The following is a 12,663-nucleotide window of genomic DNA, read 5'->3' on the forward strand; positions in this document are numbered from 1 at the left end:
TTAAAGCTTGATCGGCCCGACGGGCGCCGCAGTCGGCCTTGCGAGGGAGGAGTTTGACATGCCACAGATCATTTTCTTTATCGCAGTCGGCCTGCTCGCCTATTTCGGCTATCGCTCCTTCGTCAGGGAAGCCGAGCGGGTGACGGCCAAGATTCGGCGCACCGAAAAGCAGGCTACCAACGGCACAATGGGCACGCTGGTCAGGGACCCGAAGACCGGCGAATACCGCCTGGCCAAGGACTGACATCATCCCCCTCGTGACTGACACTGTGGCTTCCGGCAATAGGGTCCGGGCATTGCATGCGCATGCCAAGATAAATCTCGCGCTGCATGTCACCGGCAGGCGCGCCGACGGCTATCACACGATCGAGAGCCTGGCGGTGTTCACGCGCTTCGGCGACCGGGTTGACATCGAGCTCGCCGACAGCGACGGGTTTTTCGTGTCGGGCCGATATGCCTCCGCAGTCCCGCTCGACGACAGCAATCTGGTCGTGAAAGCGCGCGATGCGCTGCGAAAACAGGCTGGTGCGCGGTATACGCCGCCGGTCGCAATCAGGCTCGAAAAGAACCTGCCGGTCGCATCCGGCGTCGGCGGCGGGTCGAGCGACGCCGGAACGGCGCTGCGCGGGCTGGTTGAGATATGGAGGCTGGACCTCGACGACGCCGACCTGGCGCGGGTCGGCCTCTCGCTGGGCGCCGACGTTCCCATGTGCCTTATGGCAAAGCCGCTGATCGCGCGCGGCGTCGGTGACGAATTGTCGGCCGTGCCGGGCTTTCCCGCGCTCGGGCTGGTTCTCGTCAATCCCGGCACCACCATCGCCACGGCCGAGGTGTTCAACGCGCTTTCCGATCGCGACAATGAGGGACTGCCGCCGCTGCCGCGCAGCCTCGACTTCCACAGCATCAGCAATTGGCTGGAGATCACCCGCAACGATCTCGAGCCTGCGGCACGGGCGATCCAACCTGCCATCGGCAAGGCGCTTTCGGTGCTCAACAAGGCCGGAGCGGGGTTCGCGCGAATGTCCGGTTCCGGTGCGACCTGTTTTGGGCTGTTCGAGACCGGCAATGTCGCCAAGCGCGCCGCCGTCGAAATCCGCAGCCGCCATCCCGACTGGTTCGTCGCCGCGACGCGAAGCATGACATCGGAGCCTGACGCATATGGCCAGGATTGACGAAAGCCGTTCCTTCATTCCCGTGCGCATCGCGGTGCTGACCGTTTCCGATACGCGCAGCCCTGCCGACGACAAATCCGGCCAGGTGCTGGCCGACCGCATCGTCGAGGCCGGCCATATTCTCGCCGGCCGCGACATCGTCACCGACGACCGCGAGAAAATCCGTGACAAGGTTCAGAACTGGTCGCGGGACGAAGCGATCGATGTCGTCATCACCACCGGCGGCACCGGTTTTACCGGCCGCGACGTAACGCCGGAGGCGCTGGAGCCGATCTTCGAAAAACGCATGGACGGCTTTTCCGAAGTGTTCCACCGCATTTCCTACGACAAGATCGGCACTTCGACGATCCAGAGCCGGGCGACTGGCGGCGTCGTCAACGCGACCTTCGTCTTCGTGCTGCCGGGTTCGCCTGGCGCCTGCAAGGACGCCTGGGACGGCATTTTGAAGCCGCAGCTCGACTACCGGCACATGCCCTGCAACTTCGTCGAGATCATGCCGCGCCTGGACGAACATCTGCGGCGCGGCGGCACCAAGACAAGTTAGACCAGGTTCTCAAAAGGCTGTTCGGGACCAGAACCAGCGCCGAAAATCACCGAATAACCGGCTCGCCGTGGAATCGCCGGCGCGAGGGCGGCGATACGCCGAAGCCGACTTCCATCATCAGCCGCGGCTTGCGCGTCGGCACGGTGCCCATGTGGAAGCCGAAGGGATCCTCGACGAAGCCCGATCCCGCCTCGCCGGTCAGCGTAATCGGACTCTGCGCGCCGTAGACATTCAGAACCTCTTCCGCGGGATGGCCGACGAGGAGCGTCAACTGGTGCTTGAGGGTGCGGCGGTTGTGGCTGCCGCGGACATAGACATGGGGGCCAGTCTCGGCATCGACCGGATTGAGATAGAAGAAGAATTTCAGCATCCGCCAATCGTCGAGATCGAAGTGGTACTTGCCAAGCGACGCCAGGTTCTTCTCGGCGTCGGAGGCGGAGCTCGTCGGAAAGCTCCACCAGACGCGCGTGGTGATCAGCTTCGCCTGGCTGCCGAGATAATGGGCGGCGATGTCGAGAAGCAGCGGATCGCGCTGCACGGTAAGCGCAGCGTTACAGTCGAGGATCCGCTCGAAAAAGTGGCCGCTGAGCAAGGGACGGCCGAAGCGCTTCTCGGCCTCTGCGTGCTTTGCCGGCAGGAACTCCAGCCGACGGTCGAAATTACCGAAGCAAGGCGTGCGCTGCGCGAAGCTGGCGATCTCCTCGTGAATCGACTGCGGCAGCGCAAGTCCGGAAAAGAGCCCGTCCGAGCGGAGCGCGCCGACCACCGCATCACGGTCGATGCCAGTGAACACCGTTTCCTGGACTTCTTGTGCCGGTCGAACCGGTTTTGCGCCACGCCAATGTAACCGCCGCGCCGGCATGGTACGCGCCAGCATGAACATCGGCAGCCATGCCGGGTTCTCGCGAAGGTCCGACAGATAGGTCGGAATCCGCACGGCAATGCGGCGCAGCAGGCTGCCGTTTCGAGCGATCGACTCGAGGCTTGCAGCACCGGATTTGTCAGGGGTCATAAGGATCCTCAGCTGTGAGGGCGGCGCCGACGAAACGTCGGCCGCTCAACGCTCAGGCGTTACCCAAACCCGTCCGCCCGCATCACGGGAACGGTAATCCCCGGTCAGGCTTTGTGCAATGCACAATAAAAGGATCGCCCGGAATCCTTCTGGCAAGCTTGACGGAGCATTAACGCTCGTTGAGTTCGCGACAGCGCGTGATTTGAGCGAGGTGGAGTAGTGAGGCCGCGCACAGCGGAGAAGGCCGCGACGAAGCGGTCAAACCCCGTCGAGGATGATGATCGTCGGCCGGTCGGGCAGGGTCTTCAGTGAGACCGTCAGCGACCGGCCGGAGAAGAATTCCACCGCGAAATCGTCGCCCATACTACCTGTGAATTCGCTGATCGGGGTCGAATGGCGATGCATCGGCAGGATCATCGAGGAATAGAGCCGCGCGGTGATTTCAGTCATCCGGTCGAGCGACAGCGTCATGCCGCCGTCGATAGGCACCATAAGGATATCGAGCCGGCCGATGGCGCCGTAATGCGCATCCTCCAGCCGGTGGTGCAGATGGCCGAGATGGCCGATGCAGAGTCCAGCCACTTCGAAAATGAAGATGGAATTGCCGTCCTTGCCGAGATCGCCGCCATTGCGGATATCCGTCGGCACGTTGCGGATATAGACATCGTCGACGACAAGGGCGTGGCGCGCCGGACCGCCGTCCGGATTCCAGCCGCGCAGCACATATTCGATACCGGGATCGACATGGTCCGAATAGTGGGTGCGGTGGGCCTTGTTCATAGTCACGACGCGCGGCAGCGGGTCAGCGCCATAGACGCCAGAAAAGTCAGTGGCGATCCTGACGCCGGCGGGTGTCTCGATAACGTAGGTCGAATGGCCGGCATAGGTGATCGTAACGTCACCGTCGACGAAAGTCTGGGCCAGCCGTGACGGCTGCGCCTTTGGCGCCGTGAAGCTGGCATAGGTGGCCGACGGCAGCGCTTCAGCGATCGCAACGCATCTCGACGGCGGCGGCTCGTCCCGGGCCGAAGCGGCGAACGGCCAGAAAGCCACAGTCAGCAGAACGGCGGCGGATAGGCGGAGCAAGGCTGTCTCCCGTGGCAGGATTGGCGCACATGCCACGATAGCGCCAGCAATTGCGATGGCTATCATCGGGACAGTCACGTTTTCGCGAGCGCCGGAGGGGCTGGTCGTCTGAACCTTTTGTCCCGACTTGCGCCACAAATCGCGTGGAATGGGACGCGCCACGGCCCTGCCGCCCCGACGATATCGTCTACGATCAGGGCGTCGGGCGGAAGACGCCGTTCTCGTCGCGATTGAGCGGCGCGGTTTGCCGGGAAAGCGGCGCACCAGGCGTTTCGGTGACCGAGACGCCCTCGGTCCAGTCGGCGGGTGCAATAGCGATGTAACGCGCATATCCGCCTGACCCGCCGAGCGGCTTGGCGAAGCCGATTGTGACCAACGCACCGGCCTCTGGCACCTTGTCGAGATTTGCGACGCCTTCTGCCTGCGTGAAATCGTTGTGAAGCAGCCAGTGTTCGCCTTCGAGATTGGGCGTGGTGTCGGTGTCGAGCGGCTCATGACCATGGAACAGGATCTTCCGCTCCAGATGCAGGAATTTCAGTGCGTCCAAACTGACGCCTGGAAACGGTTTTTGGTTGAAGCGGGCGGCATCGGACCATTTCTTGTACCAATCCGAACGCACGAAGACGACTGAACCTTCCGGAATGCGGCCGTGCTGCTTTTCCCACTCCTCGATATCGGCGACCTGGAGGTGATAGCCTTCGTCAGTCCGCACCTTGCCGCTGATGTCGATGACGACGAGCGGCCGCACGGCATAGGTGGCCGGCAGGTCGCTGATCGTTGCGCCGAGCGGGTTCCAGTGGGAGGGCGGATCGAGCTGCGTGCCATATTGGTCCGTCGCCAACTCGTAGGCAGTCGCGACAAACCCGTGCTTGTCGTAAGTGAACTCTTCGCCGGCCTTGACGTAGCCCTCGATGTCCTTCCCGGCGACAGCCGGCTTGAACCTGGCGTTGGCGAAGCCCGGCCATACCGGCTGCACCGGCTCGAAGGCATGAGTCAGATCGATGTACTTGGCCGATTTGAGCGTGTTCTCATAAACCGACCAAAGCGACAACTCCTGCGCCACCGCGATCGTCGGCACTGAGCAAGCGGCTGCCAACAAGGCGATACGAACGAATTTGGATACATTCATCTGCGATCTCCCCGAAATGTCGCCGAGTATCGCGAGTTTCCCGCAGGACGACAAGCATGTGCATTCCTCCCAGGAGTGTCGCGCCAATGCGGCCCCTCGCGGTGTTGCCAATGCCAGAGATAAGAATAACGAAAGACGTGGCCGACTTTGATTTCAGCCGGCAGCATTTTTTGCTGTCAGGCTTTTTGTCCCGTTGAGTTCCTCATTGAGATGGTCGAGACCCGGATCCATTTCGGAGGCTTCGACCGCGGCGATTTCGTCCGCGCTGAGTTCTGCTGTCAACTCGACCCGCCGATCGCGCTTCGACAGCCGGACAAAATCTTCGTAAGCCAGCAACACGGTGCGCGGGCGGCCGTTCTTGGTGATGATGACCGGATCGCGGACCGCGGCATCTTGATAGGCGCCGAAGTTTTTCGAGACGGCGGCGGCGGTGACGGTGGTGGTCATCGGCGAGGCCCCTTTGTTCCGGAATATACGGGCTTTACGGGCTTTACGCAATACACAGAGGTCGGCAACCCGATCCACGCGTCACATCATCCCGCCTAACCCCGGAGAAACTGCGGTCTCGTAGAAGACGACCTCGGCGGAGAACTACCGCAGCAAAGGACGCGACCTTCCCTCGCCCGCTGGCCGGCAAAGAGACGACCGTCACTTCACCGGCGCGACCCAGATTTCGGCGTCGAGCCTCTTGGTCGCAAGGCCGCGGGCGATGGCCTCGGCGCTGCGGGCGTTTTTCGATAGAGCCGCGGCCTGACGCTTGCTGATCACCAGCCCTTCGGCCAGTGCCCGGTTTCCCGAAAACACCCGCGACAGGAACGGGACGCGGCTGCCGCGGGCCCGCGAGAATCGCGCCGGCATGGTTTGCCTGGCGGTGTGGGCGACGACCTCGTCGATCCAGCCCTCGCCCAACCGCGCGCCCGGCTCCAGCAGCAGCAGCCAGTCGCCCTTGGCCTGCCTGATGCCGGCAGCGATGCCGCCGCCCGCCACATAAAGGCAGCCGGCATGTTCGGCAACGCGGTGCGTCTGGTCGGTCGAGCCGGTGTCGCAGACGATAACGTCGCGCACCACGCCCTCGACCGCGCCGCCGATCAGCGAGGCGAGCGTGCGGGCAAGTCTTTCCTCGTCATTCAGGGTCTGGATGAGAACGCTGAGCATCGTTAGCCGAATAGCGGAAAGCCGGGCACAGCGCCAGTTTTTGCGTCGCTCCATAAAAATGTTCTTGCTTTGTTCCAACGGATAAAATAGGATTATTTTCATGAACAGAGCGATTCGACAGCCAGCCGACAGTCCCTGGGAGAGGGCGAAAATGGAACAGATCGTGCGTGCCGACATTGCTGCCTTCGGGGCTGGAAGAGCCGAGATGGCCAATGCAATGATCGAGCAGAGTGGCGTCCGTATCCGTCCGGAGCGCAATCGCGGCCGGTCCGCCGGCATCAACCCGTCCGGCCGGTTCGAGCCGGTCAGCCGGCATGTGTTCGACGATGGCTGGAATTCGCTTGAGGAGCTGCCGCCGTTCAAGACCGAGGTGCAGGTCGAGAAGCCGCGCACCATCGTCACCCGCAACGAATCGCCCGACATTTCCTTCGACCGCTCGATCAATCCGTATCGCGGCTGCGAACATGGCTGCGTCTATTGCTTCGCGCGGCCGACGCACAGCTTCATGGGCCTGTCGCCGGGACTGGATTTCGAATCGAAGCTGTTCGCCAAGCCGGATGCGGCGCGGCTGCTCGACAAGGAATTGTCGAAGGACGGCTACCAGCCGCGCACCATTGCCATCGGCACCAACACCGATCCCTATCAGCCGATCGAGAAGCAGTACCGGATCATGCGCGAGATCCTCGAAGTGCTGGAGGCGCGTGGCCACCCGGTCGGCATCGTCACCAAATCCGCGCTGGTGACGCGCGACATCGACATTCTGTCGCGCATGGCCGAACGCGGGCTGGCCAAGGTGGCGCTGTCGGTGACGACGCTCGACCGTATGCTGGCCAGAACGATGGAGCCGCGCGCGTCGACGCCGACCAAGCGGCTGGAGGCGATCAGGCAGCTTTCGGATGCCGGCATTCCGGCCTCGGTCATGGTCGCTCCGATCATCCCCGGCCTGACCGATCAGGAGATGGAACGAATCCTCGATTCGGCACGTGCGGCAGGAGCGCGCGAGGCCGGCTACGTCCTGCTGCGCCTGCCGCTGGAGGTCGCGCCGATCTTCAAGGATTGGCTGCTGCGTCATTATCCGGACCGCTACCGTCACGTCATGTCGCTGATCCGCTCGATGCGCGACGGCAAGGATTACGATTCGGAATGGGGCAAGCGCATGAAAGGCTCCGGCCCCTATGCCTGGCAGATCGGCCGGCGCTTCGAGATTGCCGCCAAACGGCTTGGCCTCAACGCCGAGCGGCGGTCGCTCAGGACCGACCAGTTCGTCGCCGCAGCCAAGGCAACCGAGCAACTGATGCTGCTTTGAAGACATCGTCTGCCGCCGACGCCGGCGGCAGATGAAAACATCCCGTCCGGCCTGTCCTGTCCCCGGGCTTGCAGACGGTGCCCTCCGGGTCCGGTGCCTCACCCGACCCGGAGGGGCTTGCGGAGAATCGGAGCCGATGCGAACCTCGCCGCAACATGGCTCGCGCGCGTTCTGATTCTCCGCTTCTCTTCGAAATCGTTGAGAGACCCGATTTCTCCTTCGAGACGAAGGCGATGGCCGAAGGCCTGTGGCCGGTGGCGGGAATGGACGAGGCCGGGCGCGGCCCACTGGCCGGGCCGGTCGTCGCGGCAGCGGTAGTCCTCGATCCCGCCAACATTCCCGACGGTCTCGACGATTCCAAGCGCCTCAGCCACCTGCAGCGCGAGGCGCTGTTCCTGAAAATCCTCGGCTCCGCTCTTGCCGTGTCGATGGCCTCGGTCAGCGCGGAAGGCATCGATGGCAGCAATATTCTCAAGGCCAGCCTCGAGGCGATGCGCCGCGCCTTGGTCGGGCTCTCGGTGCAGCCAAAGCTGGCCCTGGCCGACGGTCGCGACGTGCCGCCCGGACTGCCATGCGAAGGCAGAGCGCTGATCAAGGGCGACCAGCGCTCGCAGTCGATCGCCGCGGCCTCGATCGTCGCCAAGGTGATGCGCGACCGCATGATGTGCGGCTGCGGCAGTCATCACGCGGATTACGGTTTCGAGCTCCATATGGGCTACGCCACGGTCCGCCACCGCACGGCGATCGAGGTGCATGGACCGGTGGCGCGGCTGCACCGCGCGTCCTTCGCACCGTTCCGGCTTGGCGGAACCGAAGTGCTCGACGAAGAGAGTTTTTCGGGTCTGGATTGACCGCTTTCTCCCCCTGAGGGGGAGATGGCCGGGAGGCCAGAGGGGGTAGCCGCGCGTGAAGCGCCGCGCCCCTCTTTCATTCGACATATTATCCGATAGGGCGCCGCGACGCCGAGGCGACCCCCTCTGTCGCCTTCGGCGACATCTCCCCCTCAACGGGGGGAGATTCTCTCCTTAATTCAGCCTGGACTTGACGTCCTGAAGCGAGGCCTGGAACAGGTCGGCGCCCGCCTTGGCGTCAATCTTGGCGGCGAGCAGCGTGCGGGCGGCTTCGACGGCGATATCGACGGCACTGGCGCGCACTTCGCCGATCGCCTCGCGCTCCGCCTGACCGATCTTCTGTTCGGCAAGCGCGGTGCGCCGGGTGACATAGTCCTCGGTCTTCTTGTGCGCCTCGGCAGCCAGCATGTCGGCCTCGCGCTTGGCGGCGGCGACGATGTCGGCGGCCTCCTGCTCGGCTTCCTTGCGCTTGCGCTGGTATTGGCCGAGCAGTTGCTGGGCCTCCTCGCGTAGCCGACGCGCTTCTTCAAGCTCGTTGCTGATCTTGTCGGCGCGGGCGTCGAGCGCCTTGGCGATCAGCTTAGGCACCTTGACGTAGACGGCAAGGCCCAGAAAAATGACGAGGGCAACGGCGGCCCAAAGCGTCGCGAGTGATGTGGCGTCCATGATGCGCTCCTCACCGGGCCACGGATTTGACGGCTGCCGCGATCTCGGCCTTGCTGGCCTTGCCGCCGACAAGCGCCTCGACGATTGCCGAAGCCGTGTCCTCGGCGATCGTGCCGACTTCCTTCATGGCATTGGCCTTGATGGTCGAAATGCGAGCCTCGGCTTCGCCAAGCTTCTGGTCAAGCGCTGCCTCGACCTTCTTGCGGGCGGCCTCGGCTTCCGCCTTGGCGGCGTCGTTGGCCTGCTGGCCGATCGCATTGGCCTTGGTCTTGGCCTCCGCCAGTTCCTGCTCATAGGCGGCAACGGCGGCATCGGCCTCGCCCTTCAGCCTGGCGGCATGGTCGAGGTCCTGGGTGATGCGGTCGTTGCGGACATCGATGATGCCGCCAACACGCGGCATCACCACCTTCTTCAGGAACAGGTAGAACAGCCCGAAGGTGATCGCCAGCCACAGAAGCTGCGACGGGAATGTCGCCGGATCGAATGGCGGGAACACGCCGTGCGCCTCGGCAGGCACACCGGTGCCGGAATGCGTATCGCCTTCCGTGCCGGTATGGCCGCCTTCGACGGCGGGCGCGGACTCTTGCGCAAAGGCAGATGTCACGAACATCGACTATCCCCTGATGTCAGGCCTGCCGCCGATTTGCGGCCGGCCCTTCCAATTCCCAATGTTAGCCGAACAGGGGCTCAGCCGAACAGGGCCAAAAGCGCGATGAGCAGGGAGAAGATGCCCAGCGCTTCAGTCACGGCGAAGCCGAAGATCAGGCGGCCGAACTGGCCATCCGCGGCCGACGGGTTGCGCAGCGCGCCCGCCAGATAGCTGCCGAAGATGTTGCCAAGGCCAATACCGGCGCCACCCATGCCGAGGCATGCGATGCCGGCGCCGATGAACTTTGCTGCTTCTGCTTCCATGTGTTCAACTCCTTTGGATCTAAAAATTCCGTTGCGATTTCTATCCCGGCAGCAGGGCCGGAAACTCTTGGGTCAACTGGGTCAGTGCCCGGGATGCAGGGCGTCGTTCAGATACATGCAGGTCAGCACGGCAAAGACGTAGGCCTGCAGGAAGGCGACCAGCAGCTCCAGCGCCGTCAGCGCCACGGCCATCGCCAGCGGCAGGACCGATCCGGCAATGCCGAGCGTGCCAAGCGCGCTCAAGCTCACCACGAAGCCCGAAAACACCTTCAGCGTGATGTGGCCGGCCAGCATGTTGGCGAACAGACGAACCGAGAGGCTGACCGGGCGCGATACGAAGGAAATCACCTCGATCAGCACCACCAGCGGCAGCAGGTAAACCGGCACGCCATGCGGCACGAATAGTTTCAGGAAACCAAGGCCATGCTTCATGAAGCCGTAGACGACGACGGTTCCGATCACCAGCGCGGCAAGGCCGAAGGTGACGATGATATGGCTTGTGACGGTGAAGAAATATGGAAAAAGACCGAGCAGATTGGCAACGAGCACGAACATGAACAGCGAAAATACCAAGGGAAAAAACTTCATGCCTTGGGTTCCGGCCGCGTCCCTCAGCATGTTGCCGACGAATTCGTAGGCCATTTCCGAGACCGACTGAAGACGGCTGGGAACGAGGCTGCGGCTCGAGGTGCTGAGATAGAGGAACGCCGAGGCAACGGCGACGGTCGCGACCATGAAGAGCGCCGAATTGGTGAACGACAGGTCGTAGCCGCCGATCTCGATCGGAATCAGCTTGTTGATATGGAACTGGTGGATCGGATCGACCTTGTCAGCAGCCACTTTAAATCCCCATCAAAGCCGCGCGCGGCTTTAGTGTCCTGTTCACTGCGCCGGCAAGCGGCGCCTCAAGTCATTCTTTCGGATCGCGGGCTTTATCGCCCTGCCCGAATTCCGCCATAAGTCCCGCGGAGCGCAGGACATTGAGCACGCCGGCGCCAAAACCGAGCAGCAAAAAAACAATCAGACCCCATGGCGATGTCCCCGCCACACGATCGATGATCCAGCCAAGACCCGCACCAACCACTATCCCGGCGATGAATTCGCTGGATAGCTTGAGCGCCTGGCCATATCCGGCCGCACTGCCCGCTTTCGCGTCGTCTTTCCCCTCGAGCCGGTCCGGCCGCCTTGTCGCAAGCGATGCTTCAAGGTCGCGCCGGCGGCGCTCAAGATCGTCGTCGCGGATATCGGCTTGACGCTGTTTGCCGCGGCCGGTTTCTCCGGTTCCGTCTGGCCCATTCTTGTCGGCCATCGCAACCCCCTTGCCCGGTCAGATCGTCACCGTCCGTCCGCTCTTAAGTCGCCGGCAACATAGTTAGAGGGTCCCCGCCCGTCAAGCCACGGGCAGGACTTCATCGTCAAGTATTTTTCCCATGAAAATCAATAACTTGCCAGGGTGCGACATCGTGCCCGCTACCGCCGCCGGCGTGTCGCGGCCGAATCCCTGCAGCGACGGGTCTTCGATCGGCCGCGCCCGGGGCCTTGCCGGAGCGCTCAGCTCCAGCCGCCGCCATAGGTGCGATAGAAAATGTGCAGGCCGATCCTGGTCATTTTTTTCATCGTCCGCGCCCAACCCGGGTTGACGTAGTTGGCGTAGTAATGCGTCGACGATCCGACTTCCGGGATGAAGATCTTGCCGGCAGTGACCGCCATGGCGATGTCTTGCGCGGTCTTGTAGTGGGCGGGACTCTGGATGCGCTTCTTCCTGCCGTCGCAAGCGAAGGAAAACTGGCAACGGTTGAACCATTTGTCGTTCTGGTAGACGACGCCGCAGATCGAGTTCGGATAGGCCGGATTGCGAACCCGATTGAGGATGACCTGGGCGACGGCGGCCTGGCCGCGCACCGATTCCCCGCGCGCCTCGAAATAGATGCCGTTGGCGAGGCAAGCCTGTTCCGCTTTGGAGAAGACGCTCGCCGGCAGCGGAGTTTGCATCCACGAATGATCGCCCTTTGCCACCGGCGGAATGAAACGGCCATCGTTCGGCTGCTCGTCCTGAAGCAAGGCCTCGAAGGGCGAAGCCTGGGCATAGTCAGGCGCGGCCGCTGCGTAGGCCGTCGCCAGGACGTCGGGGCGGTCGTTGTTGACCAGCGCGGCCAGCATGGCCGGCACGCCGGGATCCGGCTTCTTGTCTACGCGCCTATGGAACGCGGCGGCAATCTGGATCTCCTTGCCTTTGATCTCGGGCTTGGCGAACGCCATCTTCAGCCCGCTGTCCATGCTCGGGCGAAGCAGCGAGGAGGTGCGCTCAAACACCGAGCCGGCATTGAAGTTCCTCGGCGGCGCGACCGGCGAGACGATGATGATGCGGCCCTTCTTGTCGGCGCGCATGATGCGGTCCTCGTCGGGCGTCGTGCTGGCCACGCTGCCCTTGCCGCGAAACGACACGGCGCCGATGCCGGGCAACCGGACGCCGGAACCCGAGATCGAGCCGGTGATGTCGGTATCGAGGAAAGGCATTTCGGCGGCATGGACCGAGCCGGCGACGGATTTCTCGACATAGGCGTTCCAGCGGGCGTTCGGCGCCTTGAGGCCCGAAACCAGGCTCGTCATGTCCTGGTAGGCGATGACATTGGGAAAGCCGACCCAAATGCCAAGTCCAATGACCAGAGAAGACAGAAAGGAACGTCTTTTCTCACCGGCGAAAGCGACAAGCCGCTTCAAAACACGTCGATGCACGGAACTCTCCAGAAACGCAACGGACCCACTGGAGAGGCACGATGATGCATTAACCTTGATGGGGCGTTAACGGAGGTCGACGGCGCCAATCATT

At 63.0% G+C, this 12,663-nt stretch carries 16 protein-coding genes; 5 read left to right on the plus strand and 11 right to left on the minus strand.

Annotated features, from left to right (window positions below; genetic code table 11):
- The first annotated feature begins 58 nt into the window (after window positions 1-58).
- Genes AC0L3O_RS03505 through moaB form a run of 3 tightly spaced genes read left to right on the plus strand, consistent with a single transcriptional unit; the run spans window position 59 to window position 1,716 of the window.
- Window positions 59-244, plus strand: coding sequence for a hypothetical protein (locus AC0L3O_RS03505; protein WP_077381693.1), 186 nt, complete (start codon window positions 59-61; stop codon window positions 242-244).
- A 25-nt stretch (window positions 245-269) separates the two neighbouring features.
- Window positions 270-1,172: a 4-(cytidine 5'-diphospho)-2-C-methyl-D-erythritol kinase gene (locus tag AC0L3O_RS03510; protein WP_473615009.1), complete on the plus strand. Its 903-nt coding sequence runs from the start codon at window positions 270-272 to the stop codon at window positions 1,170-1,172.
- Window positions 1,159-1,716: a molybdenum cofactor biosynthesis protein B gene (moaB, locus tag AC0L3O_RS03515; RefSeq protein ID WP_128172011.1), complete on the plus strand. Its 558-nt coding sequence runs from the start codon at window positions 1,159-1,161 to the stop codon at window positions 1,714-1,716. Before AC0L3O_RS03510 ends, moaB begins: the two co-directional genes overlap by 14 nt.
- A gap of 46 nt (window positions 1,717-1,762) precedes the next feature.
- Here the strand turns inward: moaB and AC0L3O_RS03520 are convergent, their stop codons facing one another.
- The 5 genes from AC0L3O_RS03520 to AC0L3O_RS03540 form a co-directional block, all read right to left on the minus strand.
- Window positions 1,763-2,728: a phytanoyl-CoA dioxygenase family protein gene (locus AC0L3O_RS03520; RefSeq protein ID WP_128167704.1), complete on the minus strand. Its 966-nt coding sequence runs from the start codon at window positions 2,726-2,728 to the stop codon at window positions 1,763-1,765.
- Window positions 2,729-2,986: 258 nt separating this feature from the next.
- Window positions 2,987-3,814, minus strand: a complete 828-nt coding sequence (locus tag AC0L3O_RS03525; RefSeq protein WP_473614820.1) for an MBL fold metallo-hydrolase — start codon at window positions 3,812-3,814, stop codon at window positions 2,987-2,989.
- Window positions 3,815-4,007: 193 nt separating this feature from the next.
- Window positions 4,008-4,943, minus strand: a complete 936-nt coding sequence (locus AC0L3O_RS03530; protein WP_473614822.1) for a cyclase family protein — start codon at window positions 4,941-4,943, stop codon at window positions 4,008-4,010.
- A gap of 153 nt (window positions 4,944-5,096) precedes the next feature.
- Window positions 5,097-5,390 (minus strand): type II toxin-antitoxin system Phd/YefM family antitoxin, encoded by a 294-nt coding sequence (locus AC0L3O_RS03535; protein WP_027152305.1) that lies wholly within the window; start codon window positions 5,388-5,390, stop codon window positions 5,097-5,099.
- 201 nt (window positions 5,391-5,591) lie between these two features.
- Window positions 5,592-6,098: a glycosyltransferase gene (locus AC0L3O_RS03540; RefSeq protein WP_473614823.1), complete on the minus strand. Its 507-nt coding sequence runs from the start codon at window positions 6,096-6,098 to the stop codon at window positions 5,592-5,594.
- Window positions 6,099-6,249: 151 nt separating this feature from the next.
- Here AC0L3O_RS03540 and AC0L3O_RS03545 point away from each other — a divergent pair, with 151 nt between their 5' ends.
- Both AC0L3O_RS03545 and AC0L3O_RS03550 read left to right on the plus strand, forming a co-directional pair.
- Window positions 6,250-7,404: a PA0069 family radical SAM protein gene (locus AC0L3O_RS03545; protein ID WP_027152303.1), complete on the plus strand. Its 1,155-nt coding sequence runs from the start codon at window positions 6,250-6,252 to the stop codon at window positions 7,402-7,404.
- A 155-nt stretch (window positions 7,405-7,559) separates the two neighbouring features.
- Window positions 7,560-8,255: a ribonuclease HII gene (locus AC0L3O_RS03550; RefSeq protein ID WP_128167708.1), complete on the plus strand. Its 696-nt coding sequence runs from the start codon at window positions 7,560-7,562 to the stop codon at window positions 8,253-8,255.
- A gap of 174 nt (window positions 8,256-8,429) precedes the next feature.
- Here AC0L3O_RS03550 and AC0L3O_RS03555 read toward each other — a convergent pair whose 3' ends face one another.
- From AC0L3O_RS03555 to AC0L3O_RS03580, 6 genes are all read right to left on the minus strand, one after another.
- Window positions 8,430-8,921, minus strand: a complete 492-nt coding sequence (locus AC0L3O_RS03555) for a F0F1 ATP synthase subunit B (RefSeq protein ID WP_473614824.1) — start codon at window positions 8,919-8,921, stop codon at window positions 8,430-8,432.
- A gap of 10 nt (window positions 8,922-8,931) precedes the next feature.
- Window positions 8,932-9,531, minus strand: coding sequence for a F0F1 ATP synthase subunit B (locus AC0L3O_RS03560; RefSeq protein WP_023799396.1), 600 nt, complete (start codon window positions 9,529-9,531; stop codon window positions 8,932-8,934).
- Between the two features lie 77 nt (window positions 9,532-9,608).
- Window positions 9,609-9,833: a F0F1 ATP synthase subunit C gene (locus tag AC0L3O_RS03565; RefSeq protein WP_023799397.1), complete on the minus strand. Its 225-nt coding sequence runs from the start codon at window positions 9,831-9,833 to the stop codon at window positions 9,609-9,611.
- An 81-nt stretch (window positions 9,834-9,914) separates the two neighbouring features.
- Window positions 9,915-10,673, minus strand: a complete 759-nt coding sequence (locus tag AC0L3O_RS03570; protein ID WP_077381387.1) for a F0F1 ATP synthase subunit A — start codon at window positions 10,671-10,673, stop codon at window positions 9,915-9,917.
- Window positions 10,674-10,743: 70 nt separating this feature from the next.
- Window positions 10,744-11,142, minus strand: a complete 399-nt coding sequence (locus AC0L3O_RS03575) for an AtpZ/AtpI family protein (protein ID WP_023799399.1) — start codon at window positions 11,140-11,142, stop codon at window positions 10,744-10,746.
- Between the two features lie 242 nt (window positions 11,143-11,384).
- The gene (locus AC0L3O_RS03580) at window positions 11,385-12,569 is read right to left on the minus strand and encodes a cell wall hydrolase (RefSeq protein WP_287363202.1); all 1,185 of its coding nucleotides are present in this window, start codon (window positions 12,567-12,569) and stop codon (window positions 11,385-11,387) included.
- Window positions 12,570-12,663: the final 94 nt, after the last annotated feature.

Source organism: Mesorhizobium sp. WSM4810 (genome assembly GCF_055811235.1).

Excerpts from the sequence above, each read along its gene's own strand:
- AC0L3O_RS03560 (WP_023799396.1), bottom strand. The coding sequence starts at position 9,531 with ATGTTCGTGACATCTGCCTTTGCGCAAGAGTCCGCGCCCGCCGTCGAA.
- AC0L3O_RS03565 (WP_023799397.1), bottom strand. The coding sequence starts at position 9,833 with ATGGAAGCAGAAGCAGCAAAGTTCATCGGCGCCGGCATCGCATGCCTC.
- AC0L3O_RS03535 (WP_027152305.1), bottom strand. The coding sequence starts at position 5,390 with ATGACCACCACCGTCACCGCCGCCGCCGTCTCGAAAAACTTCGGCGCC.
- AC0L3O_RS03530 (WP_473614822.1), bottom strand. The coding sequence starts at position 4,943 with ATGAATGTATCCAAATTCGTTCGTATCGCCTTGTTGGCAGCCGCTTGC.
- AC0L3O_RS03520 (WP_128167704.1), bottom strand. The coding sequence starts at position 2,728 with ATGACCCCTGACAAATCCGGTGCTGCAAGCCTCGAGTCGATCGCTCGA.
- AC0L3O_RS03505 (WP_077381693.1), top strand. The coding sequence starts at position 59 with ATGCCACAGATCATTTTCTTTATCGCAGTCGGCCTGCTCGCCTATTTC.
- AC0L3O_RS03550 (WP_128167708.1), top strand. The coding sequence starts at position 7,560 with ATGGCTCGCGCGCGTTCTGATTCTCCGCTTCTCTTCGAAATCGTTGAG.
- AC0L3O_RS03540 (WP_473614823.1), bottom strand. The coding sequence starts at position 6,098 with ATGCTCAGCGTTCTCATCCAGACCCTGAATGACGAGGAAAGACTTGCC.
- AC0L3O_RS03575 (WP_023799399.1), bottom strand. The coding sequence starts at position 11,142 with ATGGCCGACAAGAATGGGCCAGACGGAACCGGAGAAACCGGCCGCGGC.
- moaB (WP_128172011.1), top strand. The coding sequence starts at position 1,159 with ATGGCCAGGATTGACGAAAGCCGTTCCTTCATTCCCGTGCGCATCGCG.
- AC0L3O_RS03545 (WP_027152303.1), top strand. The coding sequence starts at position 6,250 with ATGGAACAGATCGTGCGTGCCGACATTGCTGCCTTCGGGGCTGGAAGA.
- AC0L3O_RS03555 (WP_473614824.1), bottom strand. The coding sequence starts at position 8,921 with ATGGACGCCACATCACTCGCGACGCTTTGGGCCGCCGTTGCCCTCGTC.